Annotated in this window: 13 protein-coding genes and 1 pseudogene; 7 read left to right on the top strand and 7 right to left on the bottom strand. The window is 64.5% G+C overall.

Features of this window, described 5'->3' with window-relative positions; translation table 11 throughout:
• Together V5F77_RS26030 and V5F77_RS26035 are read right to left on the bottom strand one after the other, a co-directional pair.
• Positions 1 to 308, bottom strand: a 308-nt coding sequence (locus V5F77_RS26030; RefSeq protein WP_429008037.1) for a hypothetical protein, incomplete at its 3' end; no start/stop codon positions are given.
• 5 nt (positions 309 to 313) lie between these two features.
• Positions 314 to 853, bottom strand: a complete 540-nt coding sequence (locus V5F77_RS26035) for a sugar ABC transporter (protein ID WP_429008038.1) — start codon at positions 851 to 853, stop codon at positions 314 to 316.
• Positions 854 to 1,018: 165 nt separating this feature from the next.
• Here V5F77_RS26035 and V5F77_RS26040 point away from each other — a divergent pair, with 165 nt between their 5' ends.
• The 6 genes and pseudogenes from V5F77_RS26040 to V5F77_RS26065 all read left to right on the top strand — a co-directional run.
• Complete coding sequence (locus V5F77_RS26040; protein ID WP_429008039.1) at positions 1,019 to 1,918, top strand: LysR substrate-binding domain-containing protein; 900 nt, start codon at positions 1,019 to 1,021, stop codon at positions 1,916 to 1,918.
• A 579-nt stretch (positions 1,919 to 2,497) separates the two neighbouring features.
• Positions 2,498 to 4,441, top strand: coding sequence for a sigma-54-dependent Fis family transcriptional regulator (locus tag V5F77_RS26045; RefSeq protein WP_429008040.1), 1,944 nt, complete (start codon positions 2,498 to 2,500; stop codon positions 4,439 to 4,441).
• Positions 4,442 to 4,653: 212 nt separating this feature from the next.
• Positions 4,654 to 6,807, top strand: coding sequence for a hydantoinase/oxoprolinase family protein (locus V5F77_RS26050; protein ID WP_429008041.1), 2,154 nt, complete (start codon positions 4,654 to 4,656; stop codon positions 6,805 to 6,807).
• 39 nt (positions 6,808 to 6,846) lie between these two features.
• Complete coding sequence (locus V5F77_RS26055) at positions 6,847 to 9,177, top strand: hydantoinase B/oxoprolinase family protein (protein WP_429008042.1); 2,331 nt, start codon at positions 6,847 to 6,849, stop codon at positions 9,175 to 9,177.
• Between the two features lie 67 nt (positions 9,178 to 9,244).
• Complete coding sequence (locus tag V5F77_RS26060; RefSeq protein ID WP_341987341.1) at positions 9,245 to 9,754, top strand: acetone carboxylase subunit gamma; 510 nt, start codon at positions 9,245 to 9,247, stop codon at positions 9,752 to 9,754.
• Positions 9,755 to 9,954: 200 nt separating this feature from the next.
• Positions 9,955 to 10,350, top strand: a pseudogene (locus V5F77_RS26065) (recombinase family protein); the annotation flags it as partial.
• 107 nt (positions 10,351 to 10,457) lie between these two features.
• Here the strand turns inward: V5F77_RS26065 and V5F77_RS26070 are convergent.
• The 5 genes from V5F77_RS26070 to V5F77_RS26090 all read right to left on the bottom strand — a co-directional run bounded on the left by V5F77_RS26070 (position 10,458) and on the right by V5F77_RS26090 (position 19,335).
• Entirely contained in the window at positions 10,458 to 10,721 is a 264-nt protein-coding gene (locus V5F77_RS26070; RefSeq protein WP_429008043.1) for a hypothetical protein, read from the bottom strand.
• Positions 10,722 to 10,845: 124 nt separating this feature from the next.
• A complete protein-coding gene (locus V5F77_RS26075; RefSeq protein ID WP_429008044.1) occupies positions 10,846 to 12,657 on the bottom strand; it encodes a ShlB/FhaC/HecB family hemolysin secretion/activation protein in 1,812 nt (603 codons plus the stop codon).
• A 5-nt stretch (positions 12,658 to 12,662) separates the two neighbouring features.
• Positions 12,663 to 17,579 (bottom strand): beta strand repeat-containing protein, encoded by a 4,917-nt coding sequence (locus tag V5F77_RS26080; RefSeq protein WP_429008045.1) that lies wholly within the window; start codon positions 17,577 to 17,579, stop codon positions 12,663 to 12,665.
• A 141-nt stretch (positions 17,580 to 17,720) separates the two neighbouring features.
• Entirely contained in the window at positions 17,721 to 18,143 is a 423-nt protein-coding gene (locus tag V5F77_RS26085) for a cupin domain-containing protein (protein WP_429008046.1), read from the bottom strand.
• 283 nt (positions 18,144 to 18,426) lie between these two features.
• Positions 18,427 to 19,335 carry a hypothetical protein gene (locus V5F77_RS26090; protein WP_429008047.1) on the bottom strand — a complete coding sequence of 303 codons (909 nt, stop codon included), beginning with the start codon at positions 19,333 to 19,335 and terminating at the stop codon, positions 18,427 to 18,429.
• Between the two features lie 213 nt (positions 19,336 to 19,548).
• On the opposite strand from V5F77_RS26090, the gene V5F77_RS26095 reads away from it, so the two are divergent.
• The gene (locus V5F77_RS26095) at positions 19,549 to 19,680 is read left to right on the top strand and encodes a hypothetical protein (RefSeq protein ID WP_429008048.1); all 132 of its coding nucleotides are present in this window, start codon (positions 19,549 to 19,551) and stop codon (positions 19,678 to 19,680) included.
• The last annotated feature ends 66 nt before the right edge of the window (positions 19,681 to 19,746 follow it).

A 19,746-nucleotide genomic window follows, 5' to 3' on the forward strand; every position in this document is an offset into this window, starting at 1 on the left:
CTCGACGCTGCATAGCCGAAGCAACGGATGCGCGCGGTGAGGCCGGCTTTGCACCTGATGGCGTTGTCCAGCCCCGCCATGAACCCCTCCATGACCGGCGGCGTCCGAAAGGGCCCAAGGCGATATTGGACTTCCGCGAAGGCCGGGTGTCCCCGACCGTGCCGGACAGCGACATAGACGATATGCACATTCTCCAATGCGGCCCGAAGGATGCCGGTACAGAGTTCGGTGCATTGCTCAGTGAGGTCTGCGAGAGCGTCGTCCGGCGGCATCCTGTCTGCCGCAATGTAGATCGTGACATTCGGCATCGGTGCTACCGCGCCTTCTCAAAGGCAACGTCACTCTTCAACTGCGCCGTCATCGGCGCGTAGACATGGACGTCGTCCGGCAGTTGCTCGATGTCAGGCCCCGTGCCGCGTTCGACCTTGGCGAGCCAGCGGTGCTCGGGGACCTTCTCCATGGCCACCGCCTGCATCGCCGAGGGGGTGAGGCCCAGCCGGACCAGAGGTTCAGGGCCTGTTGCGCTCAACGCCAGATATTCGCCCTCCGCAATGGCCGGCGCGCGCTCGATTCCGCCATAGAGGTTCCGGTGCCAGTCGGTGATGTGCTGTTGCCAGCGCGCGAAATTGCCGCCGCCCTTCCGGCGGTATTCCTCACCCATCAGAATTTCGAGGCCATCGATCGAATGAAGGGCGAGATAGACCGGGCAGCCACGGCTCAACGCCTTGAAACGCTGCGAGGTGTGGAAACCGCTCACCGATATGAGGGCGGGCAGCTTGTCCAGGCTGTAAAAGTCGTTCCACTCCGCTTCGCTGACCGGGTCGGCAAAGCTGCATTCCACCGTGTAGATCATCGGACCATCCTCGGCCGGTCGCTTGAGGCAACAGGCTTGGTTTTCATTGATGTTTGGTCATGATAATCTCGCGAAATTCGGCCATATAGCGATATCAGGGCATCCTTCAGTGACTAAATGTCATTATGAAAGGGCCGCATTTCGGTCATTGCCGCGGAGAGGCTCGTGCGCCGCAAGATTCCCAGTCATTCCGCGCTCATGGCATTCGAAGCGGCGGCTCGTCACGGCAGCTTCGCGCGGGCGGCGGACGAGCTGGCCCTGACCGAAGGGGCCATCAGCCGCCAGATCGGCCGGCTGGAAGTCTTTCTCGGCGTTACGCTGTTCGAGCGGGTGGGCAATCGCGTTAGGCTCCTGCCGAACGGCGAGCGTTACGCGGTTCAGGTTCGCGAGTCCCTCGACCGGCTGGAGCGTGACAGTCAATATCTGATGGGGCAGCCCAGCAACGGCGCGAGCCTCGACATCGCCACCATCCCGACCTTTGCCACCCGCTGGCTCATTCCCCGGTTGGCGCGGTTTCGTGACATGCAGCCGAACATCATCTTGCACCTTGCCGAACGTATGGAGCCTTTTGTGCTTGCCGGAAGCGGTTTCGATGCCGCGATCCATTTCGAGCATCCTGCATGGACGGGAATGAGAACGCACCGCCTGTTGCATGAGACACTGGTTCCGGTTTGCCATCCGGCGCTTCTCGATAGAGGTAAAGGCGCGGCATCCCTGGACGAACTGCCGCGCCTTCATCGACGCCAGAACCCGGATGCCTGGGAACGCTATGCGCTGGAGACCGGGATTGTGCTGACCAACCCTGCGGTTGGTGCCCGGTACGATCTTCATTCCATGCAAATCGAAGCCGCGCTTGCCGGTCTCGGCGTCGCGCTGGTGCCGCGCCTTTATATAGAAAGGGAGTTGGCAGAGGGGCGCCTGGTCGCGCCTTGGCCGGACGGTCAGTCGATCTCCAAGACCTTCTGCCTCATCCTGCCGGAGCCAATCCGATTGAGTGAGGGGCCAATACAGCTCTTTGCAAATTGGTTGCTGACGGAAGCGCGATCTTCAAATCCAACGCCTTGAGGTCAACCGCAGCCCCCTGGCCCGCAGGCGGACAGATTGGGACAAAAATCCCTCTGCCCATTTCGTGAGGCCTTCGTCGCATCCGTGCGTCATAGGGCTATAGCGAACACATAGTTCTCGTCTTGGTCGCTCGCGGCCCGCCACTTCCCCTTTTAAATAGTTGAAAATAAAGAATTTTTTATGGTTGGCTGGTATCTCCCCCACATATGCCCCCACATTCTAAGTTCGCCTGTTTCTCGTGCGCGCGAGGCTTGGCGGCTGCCTGCACTCACACATCACTAGAATATCAGGGGCGGTTCCGGCGCCGCCATCTCGGCCTGGAGCCGGGGCGAGACGCGCGTCCACTGCTTGCGATCCTCGCAGATAGCGCATTAACTGCGCGCTGGATGGGCCGCAGAAGCCCACCGCGAGGAATGCAGCCGGAGGTGTTGGTGGCGGTGGACACGGTCCACCGCGCTGGCGGGTGAGCCCCTGAGGCAGACGCGCGCGTCACCGGGTGACCGTCAGGCCATGTCCACGCTTCCGCTGGGTCGGACGCTGGGGGCTTCCCCTTGCGCTCTCCGTAGGGAAGGACGCGACATGGACCAACGGGATATCCGTTTGGCCTGGGAAACATTCCTCACCGATGGGCGCCCACCCGTCGGTGTTCCGGCTTCGTTGCTGGCGTCCTGGGAGCGCTCCCGCACCCTCGGCGTTGGCGCCGGGCGCACCGAGGCGCCGCTGGCCGACGAGCCGGAGATCTTCCGACGGCGATCCCAGAACGCGAGCCTCGTGGGCGCCGCCCGTCCTGCGTTGGATCGCTCAACACGCTTCCTGGCGGATGCCGCCTCCATGATGATCCTGGCCGATGCCAGCGGCTTCATCGTCGAGACCGCCGGTGATCCGCGGGTCATGGACAAGGGGCGGCGCAATCATCTGGAAACCGGTGGGCGGTGGGATGAAGCCACCATCGGTACCAATGCCATCGGCACCGCGCTGGCGGATGGGCGCTCGGTGGAGATCTGCGGCGCCGAGCATTTCTGCGAGGAGGTGCAGCGCTGGACCTGCGCGGCAACACCGGTGCGCCATCCCCTCGATGGGGAATTGTTGGGCGTCGTGGACATCTCGGGGCCGGCAGCCTCGTTCAATCCGCAGAGCCTCTCGCTGGCGGTGGCCATCGGCCAGGAGATCGAGGCCTCCCTCGGCCGCGCCGCAAAGATGGAGCATGAGGTGCTGTTGCGGCATTTCGTGTCGAAGCGGTCCATCTGGCTGAGCGAGGATATTCTGGTGGTGGATCGGCGCGGCATGCTGGTGCATGCCGCGCACAAGGCCGGCCCGGCCGGCAGCGCACTGGCGGGTGATATCCGCCAGATGATCGGCGCCGCCTCCCAGGAAACGTGGGAGGCCAATTGCCGGCGCCGCTTCCCCAATGCCAGCCTCGAGGTGGTGAAGCGGGATGATGCGGTGGTCGGCTGCCTCATCGTGCTGCACACGGCCCGACGCCGCTCGGCATCGCCGGCAGCAGTGTCCCGTCCCGCTGGAGAGGGCGGGCTCGCGTTCGAGCAGATCCTCGGCAATGACCCGGCGCTGCACGCGGCGCGGGAGCGGGCGCGGCGGCTGGCGGCCAATCGGTTGCCGATCCTGATCGAGGGGGAGACGGGGGTCGGCAAGGAGTTGTTCGCCCGCGCCATCAAGGGCGCCAGCCCCGATCCGGACGGCCCGTTCGTGCCGGTGAATTGCGGCGGGATGGCCCGGGAGCTGATCGCCAGCGAATTGTTCGGCTATGCCAAGGGGGCGTTCACGGGTGCCGACGAGCATGGCCGCGCCGGCAAGATCGAGAAAGCGGACGGCGGCATCCTATGCCTGGATGAAATCGGCGAAATGCCCCTCGACCTGCAATCCTATCTGCTGCGGGTGCTGGAGGATGGCGTGGTCTATCGCGTGGGCGAGCATGAGGGACGCAGGGTCAATATCCGCATCCTGGCCATGACCAATCGCGACCTCTTGGCGGAGGTGGAGGCGGGGCGGTTCCGCCGCGATCTCTATTATCGCATCGCCGCCGCGCGGTTGCGGATTCCACCGCTGCGCGAACGGGGCGCGGACGTGGTGTTGCTGGCGCGGACGTTTGCGGATGTGGCGGCAGCCCGCCTGGGGCGGAGTGCGCCGGTCTTCACCTCCAAGGCATTGGCTCGCATGCAGGCCTATGGCTGGCCTGGCAATATTCGCGAGCTGCGTAATGTGGTGGATACGCTGGTGGCATTGGCGGAAGGCGACCGGCTGGACGAACACGACCTGCCGCCCGAGGTGCTGGGGACGCCCCTCCTCGCGCAAGCGCCTGGTGCCGGACCGCTCAATAGCGTCAATGACCGCCCCGCGCCGCTGTCGGGCGTGGATCTGAAGGCGGCCGAGCGGGCAGCCATTCTCGCCCAGGTCAATGCCTGCGGTGGCAACCTCGCCGAGGCGGCGCGGCGCCTGGGCATCGCCCGCTCGACGCTCTATGTGCGCCTGGCCGAATATGGCGACGGCCGCGCGCTCAAGAATTGACGTCCGCACTCTTTCGGGTGTCCGTCCGCTGGACGTGCGTTCGAAGCACCGTCCGATATCCAGACGTTCGCAGACGCAAAGCTGCTGTGGCGCAGGTGCGGTAAGGTGTTGCAAGATTTGAAGCGACCGCCCTTCCAGTAAACTGGCACGCCTTGTGCCCCTCTGTGGTCAGCCCGGCTCAACAGAAGCCGGCTCGGATCAGGAGGACACGCGTGAACATCCAGGCACGGCACGTCAGAAGCGTCCAAGTGCTCGGCATTGATGCCGGCGGCACCATGACCGATACGTTCTTCGTCGATTCCGATGGCGATTTCGTCGTCGGCAAGGCGCAGAGCACACCGCAGAACGAGGCCCTCGGCCTCATTGCCTCCAGCGAGGATGGGCTCGGCAGCTGGGGCCTGTCGCTGGCGGAGGGCCTCCAAGGCCTCCAGACCGGCGTCTATTCCGGCACCGCCATGCTCAACCGCGTGGTCCAGCGCAAGGGGCTGAAATGCGGCCTCATCGTCAATGCGGGCATGGAAGACTTCCACCGCATGGGCCGGGCGATCCAATGCTATCTGGGCTATGCCTATGAGGACCGCATCCATCTCAATACCCATCGCTACGACCCGCCGCTGGTGCCGCGCAATCTCACCCGCGGCGTGGCCGAGCGCATCGACATGTTCGGCACCGTGGTCATCCCGCTGCGCGAGGAGACCGCCCGCGCCGCCGCCCGCGATTTGATCGCGGCGGATGTCGAAGGCATCGTCATCAGCCTGCTGCATTCCTACAAGAACCCGGCCCATGAGCGCCGGGTACGTGACATCGTCATCGACGAAATCGCCAAGAGCGGCAAGGCGATCCCGGTCTTCGCCTCGGCGGATTATTATCCGGTGCGCAAGGAAACCCACCGCACCAACACCACCATCCTGGAAGGCTATGCGGCCGAGCCCTCGCGGCAGACGCTGAAGAAGATCTCCGACGCCTTCAAGGAGCATGGCACCAAGTTCGATTTCCGGGTGATGGCCACCCATGGCGGCACCATCTCCTGGAAGGCCAAGGAACTGGCGCGCACCATCGTCTCCGGCCCCATCGGCGGCGTCATCGGCGCCAAATATCTGGGGGAAGTGCTGGGCTATAACAACATCGCCTGCTCGGACATCGGCGGCACCTCGTTCGACGTGGCGCTGATCACCCAGGGCGAGCTGACCATCAAGAACGACCCGGATATGGCGCGCCTGGTGCTGTCGTTGCCCCTGGTGGCCATGGACAGCGTGGGGGCCGGCGCCGGCTCCTTCATCCGCCTCGATCCCTACACCAAGGCCATCAAGCTGGGGCCGGATTCGGCAGGCTATCGGGTGGGCGTGTGCTGGAAGGAGAGCGGCATCGAGACGGTGACCATCTCCGACTGCCACATGGTGCTGGGCTATCTGAACCCGGACAATTTCCTCGGCGGTGCGGTGAAATTGGATCGCCAGCGCTCGGTGGATGCCATCAAGAAACAGGTGGCCGATCCCTTGGGCCTGTCGGTGGAGGATGCGGCGGCGGGCGTGATCGAGCTGCTCGATTCCGACCTGCGCGATTATCTGCGCTCCATGATCTCCGCCAAGGGCTACAGCCCGCAGAGTTTCGTCTGCTTCTCCTACGGCGGCGCCGGCCCGGTGCACACCTATGGCTATACGGAAGGGCTCGGTTTCGAGGACGTCATCGTACCCGCCTGGGCCGCCGGCTTCTCCGCCTTCGGCTGCGCGGCGGCGGATTTCGAGTATCGCTACGACAAGTCGCTGGATATCAATCTGGCCCCGGATGCGTCCGAGGCCTTGTCGGAGAAGGCGTCCAAGACCCTCCAGGCGGCGTGGGATGAACTCACCCACAATGTTCTGGAGGAGTTCAAGCTCAATGGCTACGACGCCGACCAGGTGACGCTCCAGCCCGGCTATCGCATGCAGTATCGCGGCCAGCTCAACGATCTGGAAATCGAGTCGCCGCTGCCCTCGGCCGACACGGCGCAGGACTGGGCCAAGCTGGTGGATGCGTTCAACGCCACCTATGGCCGGGTCTATGCCGCGTCCGCCCGCTCGCCGGAGCTGGGCTATTCAGTCACCGGCGCCATCATGCGCGGCTCGGTGCCGATCCAGAAGCCGAAGATCCCCAAGGAGCCGCTGGAAGGCGAGACCCCGCCGGCTGATGCGTTTCTTGGGACCCGGAAGTTCTATCGCAAGAAGCGCTGGGTGGATGCGCAGCTCTACCGGATGGAAAGCCTGCGCCCCGGCAACCGCGTCGCCGGCCCCGCCATCATCGAATCCGACGCCACCACTTTCGTGGTGCCGGACGGGTTTGAGACCTTCCTCGACGGCCACCGCCTCTTCCATCTGAAGGAAGTCTGAGCGTCGCCTCGCCATTCCCATTCATAAGGAAACGCCAAGATGAACATCAACGTCCGGCCCCAGGGCGCCCAAGGCGCCACGCGCGGCATCGTGCGCGGCGGGGAGACCCTGAAGGAACATCGCGACCGCCTGATGGAGGCCACCCGCCGCACCAAGCATTATGCGGGCCTGGAGAAGCTGGAACTGCGCGACACCCAGCCCATTCACTACAACAAATTGTTCTCCCGGCTGCGTGCCGGCGTGGTGGATGCGCGCGAAACCGCCAAGAAGATCGCCGCTTCGCCCATCGTCGAGCAGGAGGGTGAACTGTGCTTCACCCTCTACAATGCGGCGGGCGACAGCATCCTCACCTCCACCGGCATCATCATCCATGTGGGCACCATGGGTGCGGCGATCAAATACATGATCGAGAACGACTGGGAGAGCAATCCCGGCATCAATGACAAGGATCTGTTCTGCAACAACGACTGCCTGATCGGCAACGTGCATCCCTGCGACATCCATACCATCGTGCCCATCTTCTGGGAGGGCGAGCTGATCGGCTGGGTGGGTGGTGTCACCCACGTGATCGACACCGGCTCGGTGGGGCCGGGCTCCATGTCCACGGGGCAGGTGCAGCGCTTCGGCGACGGCTATCAGATCACCTGCCGCAAGGTGGGGGCTAACGACACGCTGTTCCGCGACTGGCTGCACGAAAGCCAACGCATGGTGCGCACCACGCGCTATTGGATGCTGGACGAACGCACCCGCATCGCCGGCTGCCACATGATCCGCAAGCTGGTGGAAGAGGTGGTCGCGGAAGAAGGCATCGAGGCCTATTGGAAGTTCGCTTATGAGGCGGTGGAGCATGGCCGCCAGGGGTTGCAGAACCGCATCAAGGCCATGACCATTCCCGGCACCTACCGGCAGGTGGGCTTCGTGGACGTGCCTTATGCCCATGAGGACGTGCGGGTGCCGTCCGATTTCGCCAAGCTCGACACCATCATGCATTCGCCCTCGGAGATCACCATCCGCGGCGACGGCACCTGGCGGCTCGATTTCGAGGGCGCCAGCCGCTGGGGCTGGCACACCTATAATGCCCATCAGGTGAGCTTCACCTCCGGCATCTGGGTGATGATGACCCAGACGTTGATCCCGTCCGAAATGATCAATGACGGGGCGGCTTACGGCACCGAGTTCCGCCTGCCCAAGGGCACCTGGATGAACCCGGACGACCGCCGCGTCGCCTTCTCTTATTCCTGGCACTTCCTGGTGTCGTCCTGGACGGCGCTGTGGCGCGGCCTGTCGCGCTCCTATTTCGGGCGCGGCTATCTGGAGGAGGTGAACGCCGGCAACGCCAACACCTCCAACTGGCTGCAAGGGGGCGGCTTCAACCAGTATGACGAGATCCATGCGGTGAATTCGTTCGAATGCGCCGCCAACGGCACCGGCGCCACCGCGGTGCATGACGGCCTCTCCCATGCCGCCGCCATCTGGAACCCGGAAGGCGACATGGGCGACATGGAAATCTGGGAACTGGCGGAGCCGCTCATCTATCTGGGCCGCCAGATCAAGGCTTCCTCGGGCGGCGCCGGAAAGTATCGCGGCGGCTGCGGCTTCGAAAGCCTGCGCATGGTCTGGAACGCCAAGGATTGGACCATGTTCTTCATGGGCAATGGCCACATCTCGTCCGATTGGGGCTTGATGGGCGGCTATCCCGCCGCTTCCGGCTATCGCTTCGCCGCCCATGACACCGGCCTGAAGGAGCTGATCGCCTCCGGCGCGCCGCTCCCGTTCGGCGGCGATACCGATCCGCAGAACCCGACCTGGGACGCCATGATCCCCGATGCCAAGATCAAGCGCGATAAGCAGGCGATCACCACGGAGGAGATGTTCAAGGATTACGATCTCTACCTCAACTACATGCGCGGCGGCCCCGGCTTCGGCGATCCCATCGACCGCGATCCGCAAAGCGTGGTGGATGACATCAACGGCGGCTATCTGATCGAGCGCTTCGCCCTGCAGGTCTATGGCGTGGTGGCGGCGAAGGGGGCGGACGGCGCCTTCACGGCCGACATCGCGGCGACAACGGCGCGGCGCAAGGAGATCCGCGCCGAGCGGCTGGCCAAGTCCGTGCCCACCCGCGAGTGGATGAAGGGCGAGCGGGAGAAGATCCTGGCCAAGGATGCGGGCGACCACGTCAAGCAGATGTTCGCCTCCTCCTTCAAGCTGGGGCCGCGCTTCTTCAAGGATTTCCAGACTTTCTGGGATCTTCCGGCGGATTGGAAGCTGCTGGAGGAGGAGATCGGCATCCCGCACTACGGCTCCCATTACCACATGGACGTGTCGGAACTGCCCGACGTGAAGACCGTCCAGTTCGTCGAGCAATAGCGCATCCGGCACCGGCGGTTCTCGCCGGTGCCATCCGCCGCAATGATCAAAAAATCAGGAGGACACCATGGCCTATACCCGCGCCAAGATCGCCGATCTGGTGGACGGCAAGATCGACCACGATACCCTGCACCAGATGCTCGCGACCCCGAAGGATCCGGAGCGCTTCTCCATCTATCTGGAGATCCTGCAGCAGCGCATGCCCTGGGATGACAAGATCATCCTGCCGCTCGGTCCCAAGCTCTATATGGTCCAGCGCAAGGATACCAAGCAGTGGAAGATCCGCTGCGAATGCGGTCACGATTTCTGCGACTGGCGGGAGAATTGGAAGCTGTTCGCCCGCGTGCATGTGCGCGATACGCCGGAGAAGATGGAGGAGATCTATCCGCGCCTGATGACCCCCACCTCAAGCTGGCAGGTGCTGCGGGAATATTACTGCCCCGAATGCGGCACCCTACACGACGTGGAGGCGCCCACGCCCTGGTATCCGGTGATCCGCGACTTCGAGCCGGACATCGACACCTTCTACAAGGACTGGCTCGGCCTGCCGGTGCCGGAACGGGTGGAAGCAGCCTGAGAGGGCGTCACGCCGCCGGATAGGACGGCGCCGGACGCGCGCGGCTCACGGTCCTTTGGCGACCGCGCCCGCGCGCGCCTTTCAACCCGCGAGGGGGCCAGGAACCTGCGTCCTCACCAGGTTGACGGCATTCCGCCTTAGCGGCTGACGCACCATCCTCCAAGGCCCCAGCCATATCGGAGCTCGTCAGGCCCCGGACGATCTTCGCGTGCGGGTCCTGGAAGCGATGCCGGCCGTATCTTTCTTCAGCGGCAGATGCTCAGACTTTAGATAGTCAGACTGAACTCATCCGGACTACGGGCTGCGAGAAAATATTCTCCGAGACGGCCAGTGGAGCAAAGACCGAGCGCCGCGAACTTCGAAAATGCGTCACGGCATTGAAGCCATCAGACGTACCGGTTGTGGTCCGGCTTGATCGCTTGGCGCGCTCCACGCGTGATCTGCTGAACGTTCTGGCTGAAGTGAGTGAGCGTGGCGCTGCATTTCGCTCTCTGGCTGACGCTTGGGCGGATACCACGATGGCTCACGGTCGGCTCATGCTGACCATTCTTGGCGGCCTGGCTGAGTTCGAGCGGGAGCTCATCCGAACACGCACCGGCGAGGGCCGGCCCCGGGTGACGCGCCCCCCGCGCGGCGGCGAGACCGGGGGCAACCGCCAACGGGTCCGTCGCGCGCATCACACGTTCTGCTTCATCGACCAATATTACCGCTTCATCGAGTTGGCGTTGACTTCGCGCTGCCCCCGAAGATCCTGCCCGCATGAATTCAACCGCCAAAGAGACGCAAGTCCCGTAACAAGGAGCGCCAGACCGAAGCGGTGGGTGTGGGTGCCGGTTGCTGCCGACACCCGAGACTTGGTCGCCGCGAAGTGTCCGGCGAGAACACCTTGCTCGGTCACTTGCTTGGCAGGCGCGTGGATCCTCTGCGGATAGCCCATGCTCCGGCAGACCCCTTCGAGCGTCGGCACGACATCCTCGCCCCGATAGCTGAAGCGTGGATCCGCCGCCGGCGAGAACTGCGTGACGGTGACGACGATGGTCAGGACCTGAATCTGGTGCGCTCAAGCCGATCAGGCGTGACAGCCCACGTCTTCAATAGCTCACGTACACCCGGGCCTGGAGGTTGAAGTCGCCGGCCTGGGTATAGGTCGCGTCGGTGAGGGCGAAGCCACCCACCAGGGTGGCAGTGAGGTTGCGGTTGAGCATGTAGTCCACGCCAAGGCCGATGCCGGCCAGTCCATAGTCGTTCCGCGGCACCGCCCCCAACACGCCCTGATAACCATAGGATCGGCCCCAGGACAGGTCCAGGAACGCATAGGGCGAGGCTTGGTCGGATATGCCGGGCACCCCAAGCGCCGACAGGAGCGCGAAGGTGGGCGTGCGCAGCTCGTTGCGCCACACGAGGCCGGTGTCCACGGTCGCGTCATCCAGCGTGTAGCCGCGCGTGGCATAGAGACCGCCGAGGCTCAGCTGCTCGGTGTCCGGCAAGGGCTGGCCCGCGGCCGTGGCCGAGATGTCGCTCACCCAACTGAAGCCGGACGGCAGGCGCGTCACCCGGTTAAGCTCGCCCGTGCCATAGGCATAGGTCACGTCGGTGACGCGCCCCCCGCTGTACGTGCTCCAGCGCGCGGCATTGTTGCCGCCGATCACCCCGCCCGGATTGCCGATGAGCTTGAGATCAAGGCTGGTGGTGCCGTAGGGATCCGAGCGCGAGACCGACCAGCCGGCGATCAGCTCGAACAGGTCCGCACTCGCGCCGCCGATGTCGGCGCCGGTGAAATAGGTGGTGCGCGAGACCGTCTTGCCCGTGGCGCCGATGATCAGGTCGCCGGCATAGAGTCCCGGCACCAGATTGGAGACAGCGGTGCGGTAATAGACCGGGATTTCCAGCGTCTGGTTGTCATAGGCGAAGGTCTGGCCCTGGGCATTCTGCCGGGTTGCCACATAGTTGGGTACGATTTCCAGGCTTTGACGGACGCCGGTGGCGATCACCAGCCGCCCGGCCTGGCTGTAATAGCTCGGCTGTTCCGAGCCGGTGCCGACCGCGGAAGGATCGCTCCAGAAATTCGGGCTGCCGGTGATCTGGTAAGAGACGAAGCTCTGCGGCACGCCCGGCAGCGCAGCGCCGAAGCCGGCGTAATAGCGGTCGAAACCGGTGGTGTGGGTGCCGGTGTTGGACCAGCCGGCAAACACCTGCCACGGCTTCTGCGGCGTCACCTCCAGGGTGAGTGTGCTGAGGCCCAGATCGTCGCCCGGCGCGAACACGCCATTGACGCTGTGGTAGGGGAAGCGGTTGAGCCAGGCGAGGTCTTCCTCCAGGGCCTCGGCGGCGATGCGCTGGCCCGGGGTGGCGCGCACGCGGCCCGCCAGATCGGCCTCGGTGCCGGGCGCGGCACCCGACACCTTCACTGCCCCGGTGCGGAACTCCACCACCCGCAAAGTGAGCACGCCGCCCGTGACCTCCTGCGGCGGCAGCGTCACCGAGACGAAGGGATAGCCGGCGGTGCGATAGACCGTGGCGATGGCGGCCTGAATGTCGGAGATGCGCTTGCGCGACAGGGGCTGGCCGAGGAAGGGCGCGAGGGCAGCACGGAGCGCCGCGCGGTCGATGTCGCCCACGGCACCAATGCGGACGCCGCGCTCGGGCCGTTTCGCCACCGTCTCCTTCGGCCCGATCAGGCTGATGCCGGACACGGCGACGCCGAGTGGCGTGTCGTCCGGACTAACGGCGAGATCCTGCGGCCCGATGACGAGGCGTCCCTGGCCGGAGATCACAGGCGGCAGGTTGCGCTCCACCGGCGCGATCACCTGACCCAGGGCCGGTGCGGCGGCCAGAAGCGTGCCGCCCAGTGCCAGCGCAGCAAGGCCTGCGCGGGACGTCAGGATGCGCGAGGAAACGGTCATGGGGCTCACTGGGCCACGAAGCTCAGCCAGGGCCCGGACGGCAGGTTCGCCGACACGGGAAGGAAGCCGCACGGCCCGCCGGAGGAGATGCCCCCGCAGGCGGCGATCTGGGGCGGCGCAGTCTGTTCAATGGGCGGACTGGGCCGATCAATGAACGAGACCAGGCTCTTGGTATCCTGGGTCTCCACCACCTGATCAGGCGCGCTTGTCTCCACGAAATTGGTATTCTGCGGCGCGCCCATCACCGTCACCGTGCCCGGCACATAGGTCAAGGCATAGTCGGCCGATGCGGCCAGGCTGCCCTGGAGGATGGGGTAAGCGCCCGCCGTCGACATGGCGTTTGCGTCGCTGACAAGCGTGCCGGTCAGCCCATCGCCATTGACGAGGCCGCGGCCGCCCACGGTGTAGGTGAAGACCGGATTGGCCGCCCCGAACGGGCGGCTCTGGTTGTTCGCCGCCACCGTGAGCGGGCGTGCGCCAACCACCACCGGTCCCGCCACATAGGTGAGCGCATAATTGGTCGAGGCAGCGAGCGTTCCCTGGGTGATGGCGTAAGTGCCGACGTTCGACGAGGACGTGGCCGCGGTGCCCAGCGCGCCCGTCAGCGTGTCGCCATTGACGAGGCCCCCGCCGCTCACCGCATAGGAGAGAACGGGCACGCTGTCGCCATAGACCATGGACTGGGCGTCAGCCGCGATGGTGAGGGCGCGGGGTGTGACCGCGAGGTTCGCGCCCACATAGGTCACGGCATAATTGGCCGAAGCCGCCAGCGTGCCCTGGGTGATGGCGTATGCGCCCACGTTCGATGCGGACGAGGCCGAACTGGCCAGGGCGCCGGACAAGGTGTCGCCATTGACCAGGCCCGACCCGCCGACCGCATAGGTGAGAGACGGCACGCCGTCGCCATAGACCATGGACTTGGCGTCAGCCGCGATGGTGAGGGCGCGGGGCGTGACCGCGAGGTTCGCGCCCACATAGGTCACCGCATAATTGGCCGAGGCCGCCAACGTGCCCTGGGTAATGGCGTAAGCGCCGACGTTCGATGTGGACGACGCCGCAGTGATCAGGGCGCCGGACAAGGTGTCGCCATTGACGAGGCCATCGCCGCTCACCGCATAGGATAGGACGGGCACGCTGTCGCCATAGACCATGGACTTGGCGTCAGCAGTGACGGTGAGGGCGCGGGGCGTGACGGCGAGGTTCGCGCCCACATAGGTCACCGCATAATTGGACGAGGCCGCCAGCGTGCCCTGGGTGATGGCGTATGCGCCGACGTTCGATGTGGACGACGCCGCAGTGATCAGGGCGCCGGACAAGGTGTCGCCATTGACGAGGCCATCGCCGCTCACCGCATAGGATAGGACGGGCACGCTGTCGCCATAGACCATGGACTTGGCGTCAGCAGTGACGGTGAGGGCGCGGGGCGTGACGGCGAGGTTCGCGCTCACATAGGTCACGGCATAATTGGACGAGGCCGCCAACGTGCCCTGGGTAATGGCGTAAGCGCCGACGTTCGATGTGGGCGACGCCGCAGTGGTCAGGGCGCCGGACAAGGTGTCGCCATTGACCAAGCCACCGCCACCCACCGTGTAAGTGAGCGCCGAAAGGCTATCTCCATAGGCCATGGAGCCGGCATCGGCGGAGAGGGTGAGGGATCGCGGCGTTACGGAAAACTGGCCGTCCACATAAGCAAGGGTGTAGTTGCCGGACGCCGCGCCGGAGAGCGTGCCGCCCGCGGCATTCGTGACATAGCTGCTGCCGACATTCGAGGTGGAGGAGGCATTTGTCGTCACGCCGACGGCGGATAGCAAGGCATCGCTCTGGCCATTCTTCCAGCCGGTCGCCGCATAGCTCAGGGTGGGCACGCTGTCGCCATAGGCCATGGTGCCATCGGCCGCGGTGACCGTCAGCGGGGCGGGTGTGACCGTCACAGTTCCAGAATAGACGAAGCGGGTCGAGCGACCGCCCCAGGACGTGCCGCTGCCCCCGGAAAGGATGGCGGCATAGGTTCCGACGTCGCTCGAAGAGGTCACGCCCGAGACATAGACCGGATTGGTCGTGACCACATTGCCGTAGCCGCTGCCGGTTCCGTAATAAGCATAGGTCAAGGTCGGGCTGGAATCGCCATAGGTCATGGTTCCAGAGGCGTTGACCCCAACAACGCCGGAGACCGCATAGAGTTCGGCGTAATGCAGCTGTCCGTCGCTGGATTGGTTGGCCACGGCATTGGGACGCGCCCAAACCGTTGTGAAATCCCAGCCGGCGGCGCTGGCGAGGGCGTAGAAGCCGCCGGATGCCGTTGAGCCGTCACGCATCTGTGCTGTGGTGAGCCCGGTCACGCCACTGGCGGAACCGTTGCCGACGCCATTGGCCTGTCCCGTCGTCTGCGTATTGTAGAACGATGCGGTGACAGAGTTGGCAAATTGGTTGTCGCCGATCAGCCCCCCGACATAGGAGCTGCCGCTGACGAAGCCGGTCGCATAGACGTTGAGGAGAACGCCTTGATTGCTGCCCACGAGCCCCCCGACAATGGAGCTGCCACTGACGGAGCCTGTGGCGTAGGCATCGGAGATCGTCCAGTTCCCGCTTCCGTGTGAATTTATGCCGACCAATCCGCCGACATTGGTATCACCACTGACTGTACCCGTGGCGTAGGCACCGGTGATCGTTGCGGTATTGGAGCCAATAAGCCCACCGACCTGATCACTGCCACTCACCGTGGCGGACGTATAAACGTTGGTGAGGATGCCGTGATTGACTCCGGCAAGGCTGCCCACAGCGGTATCGCCGGTCACGCTGCCGCCGACCAGGCCCAGATTAAAGACTTTTGCGCCGGGACCGAGGTCACTGAACAAGCCGACGCCAACCTGGCCGCCGCGATTGATGAACAGCCCGGAAATGATGTGGCTCTGTCCGTCGAGGGTCCCGTAGAAATAGCTGGACGTACTCCCGATCGGCGCAAAGCCCGCGCCACCGTTCCAGCTCGTGGTGGCGCTGGCGTCAATGTCCCGGCCCAGCGCATAGCTGCCGTTGAGGTTGGTGTTCATGTCCTGGAGATCCTGGACCGTATTCACCAGCATGTAGGCGGTGAGCGTTCCGGAGCCGACTTTCGAAGAATAGTCGGTTGGCGCGGCATAACTGCTCGGGTTATAGAAAATCGAGACACTGCTGCCCGCGCGGAGGATCGCACCGGCGCCGAACGTGACCGTGCCGGTATTGTCGGCGTGCAGCACGATGGACGAGCCCGCACCGCCGGTGATGTTGGCATTCACTGCGATGGAGCCGTAGGCCGACAGGGTCAGCGTCGAACCGCTGCTCCAGGTCACGGCATTGGCCACCGTGATGTTGCCGGCCTGGGAGCCGCCGGAACCGGTCGTGACCGTCACATTGGCGGTGGCGAGGGCATTGGTCAGCGTCGTCACATTCAGGATGCTGTTGTTGGCGGCGGCATTGAAGCTGGACATGCCGCTGCTTGAGGCGCTCGAGATCGTCAGATTATAGGGGTCGAGAAGCAGCATGCCGAAGGCGCCGCTCTCGCTGCGCAGGTCCGCCGTCCCCTCATAGGCGAGCACCGCCTTGCCCGAGACTTCCGCATCGCCGCCCGAGGCCGCGCCCGCGCCGGTCGCGGAGATGGCGCCGGTAAAGGTCGTCTGTCCGTTCGACCATACCACGACCCGCCCACCCGCGCCCGCCGTGCCGCCGGCGCGGATGGTTGCTGCCGCCTCGACGGTCGTGGTCTGTGCGGTCGCCACATCTTCCGCCAGATACTTGGTCGAAGCGTCCTTGCCGCCCTGATAGTCGCCACCCAGCAGCACCAGTCCGCCGGTGGCGCCGCTCGCGTCGAGATCCGCGCCCGACGCCAGTTGGATGTCCCGGCCGGTCACCACGATCGTGCCGCCCGCATCGCCCTCGCCTGCCGCATCGAGCTTGCCGGACACCCTGACCATGCCGCCCGAGACGCGGATCTCGCCGCCCTTGGCCTTGCCGTTGACCGTCGCAGCCCGGGCGGAAACCTTCTGGCTGACGGTGACGGTTCCACCGTCGCCGGCGGTCAGGAAGATGCGTCCGCCCTTGCTGGCGACCCCGGTGGCCTTGGTGAGGCTGGCCGTGTTACCTGCAAGCGCATAGACGTTGCCGCCATTGGCCTTCAATTCCGCCTCGGCGGCCCTGATCACGCCGGACGTCTTCGCCTCCGTATCGCCGCCGCCCACCTTCACCACGAACTTGCCGTCGGAGAGGGCGGCGTCGCGCACCAGCACTTCGTAGCCGGCGGCCAGTCCCACCGTGCCGTTGGGCGCGGTGATGGTGCCGGCATTCTCGACCTTGCGGGCGATCAGCGCCACGTCGCCGCCCAACGATCCGATGGCGCCGTAATTGATGACGTTCGCGGTGCTGGAGCCGCGGAAGGTCATGGCCCCGCCGGCATTGAACTCGGCGTCGGAGACGTCATGGGTGGAGGCGATGAAGCTGCCGCCCGTCGTCACCTGCCCGGTTGGGCCGACGGTGATGCCGTTGGGATTGACCAGATAGAGGCTGCCGGAGGCGGAAAGGCTGCCGTCGATCTGCGAGCGCGAGAAGCCGGTGACGCGATTCAGCGTGGCGCCCGTGCCGTTCTCCACGCGCACGGTGTTCCCGGCCCCGACGGAAAAGGCGCCCCAGGTGATGATGGCGTTGCGCGATGACTGGGTGATCAGCACGCTGGTACCCGACGGCGTGGAAATCGTCGCGCTGCCCGAGACAACCGTTCCACCGGTGGGCAGTTCACCGGCGGCGGCAGCCTGGGTCGACAAGGCGGTCGTCGCCAGAAGCACGGCCGCCAGCCGGACCGAACGGCGCAGCGAGACGTCCCCCGGCTTGAGCGTTCCGGTGCGGCGCGCGGGCGTGCGGCCGGACGGGAACAGTGTTGCACGCCTGCAGGTCATTCGATGAAGCTTTGCCTTCAAAAGTCCGGCGGAAACAAGCTGCTGCTTTGGGCGCACCTCGTCCCCAGCAGCCCTTCAAGGGCACCGGTGAACCATGAGCTGATGGATCAATCGGGTGCCGCACAGCGGTGCGGCGGGCGCTCAACCTTCCCGGTTGGGCGTGCCGAGCACGTGGGTATTGGGCGGCAGCATGACCTGATCGAAGGTCTGGGTGAACATGGCCGCGGCGAAGAACGCGACGGCGTGAAGCGTCTCATTGCCCGTATTGACGATGTCGTGCCGCACATTGGGCGGCAAAGCGAAGACGCTGCCCGGCCCAATGGCCCGGGTGCCGTCCTCCATCAGCAGTTCGCCTTTTCCAGACAGGATATACTGGGTTTCTTCGGTGGCATCGGTGTGCCAGCCCAGGCGTCCGCCGGAAGGGATCTCGTAGACGATGGTCGAGGATTGAGTGGCGCCATGCCCCCCGCAAGTGGCGAAGGCGCCCAGCCAATTGACCGCCGGATCAGTCGCCCCCTGCACGTGAATACGCGCAATGTCCTCTGAGACAACAATGGGTACCATGGCATCCCCCAATGGTAATGTTGCAACCACGTTTGCGCCGACGCTGCCCGGCGCTCGGTCAGCGCCCCAAGCGCAGGCGCTGCCAGTCACCTGATCGACCTCTTCCCCAGAAGCCGCGTTCAAGCAGGAGGGACATTAGAAGCGTCGTTCCGGAAATGTTACGGAACTTTTCGCCTGCATATTCTCGGGAGTGTGGAAGCAATTTTCTGTCGGTTATAAGATACCATCCACCATCGGGAGCCCGATCCAGGCCGCACGGACCGGCGCTATTCTTCCCGTTTTCCTAGATATCGTCCGCCACTAAATCCACAGATTGCAGGCCGGCAACATCCGTTGAAGCCAATTTTTCCATGGCCATCCGGTAGACGAGATCATTGCCGGCCATCGTATCGGCCAGAAACCGCTCGAAGCCGGCGCGGCAGGCCGGGGTGACGGCGACGCTGTTGCCCAACAGGCGGACAAAGCCCAGGCTCTCCGCCTCCCGCAACAACTTGCGGACATGGGTACGCGACACCCCGAAGCTGTCGCCGATCTTGACGAACGACACCTTCGGCACTTCGTGATCGTCCTGATCGCTGCACAGATGCATGAGCTTGGTCAGGATCATATGGCCGGCCTGACGCGGCAAAAAGAACGTGATCACCGGATTGACCAGGATGAACTGCTGCGCATGCGCCAGAAACGCGACGCTCACTTCCCGTGCCACGCGATGAAAGGCGGGGTCCCGTCGCATCGGCTCGGGATATCCGGGGTCGGGGAACAGTGCATGCAATGGATGAAAATAAACAACCAGCGAGCGCTGGTCGTGGGCCAACATCTTCTCGGTGGGTGCAATCAAAGTGCTGCGTCTGTCGCGTTGCGCCGTAAAGGTCGTGATATATTCTCGATCGATAAGTCGGCGCACAATATCATGGGTGCGACGGCCGCTTGCGATACCATAGGCCTCCATCCGGCTTTTCAGCAGTTGCATGGTCGGCCAGGTAGAGCGGACATCGGGTTGATAGCCCGCGTTCATGATGATGACATTGAAGAAGATGGAGGCGGTTCCGCCATCGATCAGCAGCCGGTTCTCCGCCGGCTGGTTCTCGTGCAGGTCGAGCATCTCGCGGATATAAATGTCCCGCGCCATCCCGAAATATGGATGGGCGAGAATCTCGTCTGCCGACAACACAAGCCGGATTTCGCTCACCATCGTTCCCCTCGCGCGCGCTCCTCAATGAGGTGAGCGAGATATTATCGATCCTAAAACGGCAATGCACGCGCAGCAGCTCGTTCCAACGCGCCACCCATCTTCGAACGGCGAGAGACGCTAAGCGCTGCCCTCCGCCCCCAGCACGACTTTGGCACGGCTAGGGATTGATGAGATTGACGATTTGAGGTCTGCGTCGGGATAGGAGCGCAAGCCATGGCGAGTTGGGATGAGGCGCTGGGGGCGTTTCTGAAGCCGTCTGTCGCCATGCTGGGCAAGCGCGCCAACTGCCGGACCCTGGTCCGCAGAGCCGTCATCAGGGCACTCGCCTCGGCATCACCTGCATGAACATGCCCTCACTGCCGCAGAGCCATCTGGAGACTGCCAATCGGATTCTGTCAAAGTCGTGCTAGA

Origin of the sequence: Roseixanthobacter psychrophilus (genome assembly GCF_043195195.1) — a bacterium.
Classification (GTDB): domain Bacteria; phylum Pseudomonadota; class Alphaproteobacteria; order Rhizobiales; family Xanthobacteraceae; genus NCEH01.

What these genes read in the sequence shown, in the direction of transcription:
- V5F77_RS26080 (WP_429008045.1), bottom strand. Translation starts at nt 17,579, where the DNA reads ATGACCTGCAGGCGTGCAACACTGTTCCCGTCCGGCCGCACGCCCGCG.
- V5F77_RS26055 (WP_429008042.1), top strand. Translation starts at nt 6,847, where the DNA reads ATGAACATCAACGTCCGGCCCCAGGGCGCCCAAGGCGCCACGCGCGGC.
- V5F77_RS26060 (WP_341987341.1), top strand. Translation starts at nt 9,245, where the DNA reads ATGGCCTATACCCGCGCCAAGATCGCCGATCTGGTGGACGGCAAGATC.
- V5F77_RS26035 (WP_429008038.1), bottom strand. Translation starts at nt 853, where the DNA reads ATGATCTACACGGTGGAATGCAGCTTTGCCGACCCGGTCAGCGAAGCG.
- V5F77_RS26090 (WP_429008047.1), bottom strand. Translation starts at nt 19,335, where the DNA reads ATGGTGAGCGAAATCCGGCTTGTGTTGTCGGCAGACGAGATTCTCGCC.
- V5F77_RS26095 (WP_429008048.1), top strand. Translation starts at nt 19,549, where the DNA reads ATGGCGAGTTGGGATGAGGCGCTGGGGGCGTTTCTGAAGCCGTCTGTC.
- V5F77_RS26075 (WP_429008044.1), bottom strand. Translation starts at nt 12,657, where the DNA reads ATGACCGTTTCCTCGCGCATCCTGACGTCCCGCGCAGGCCTTGCTGCG.
- V5F77_RS26085 (WP_429008046.1), bottom strand. Translation starts at nt 18,143, where the DNA reads ATGGTACCCATTGTTGTCTCAGAGGACATTGCGCGTATTCACGTGCAG.
- V5F77_RS26045 (WP_429008040.1), top strand. Translation starts at nt 2,498, where the DNA reads ATGGACCAACGGGATATCCGTTTGGCCTGGGAAACATTCCTCACCGAT.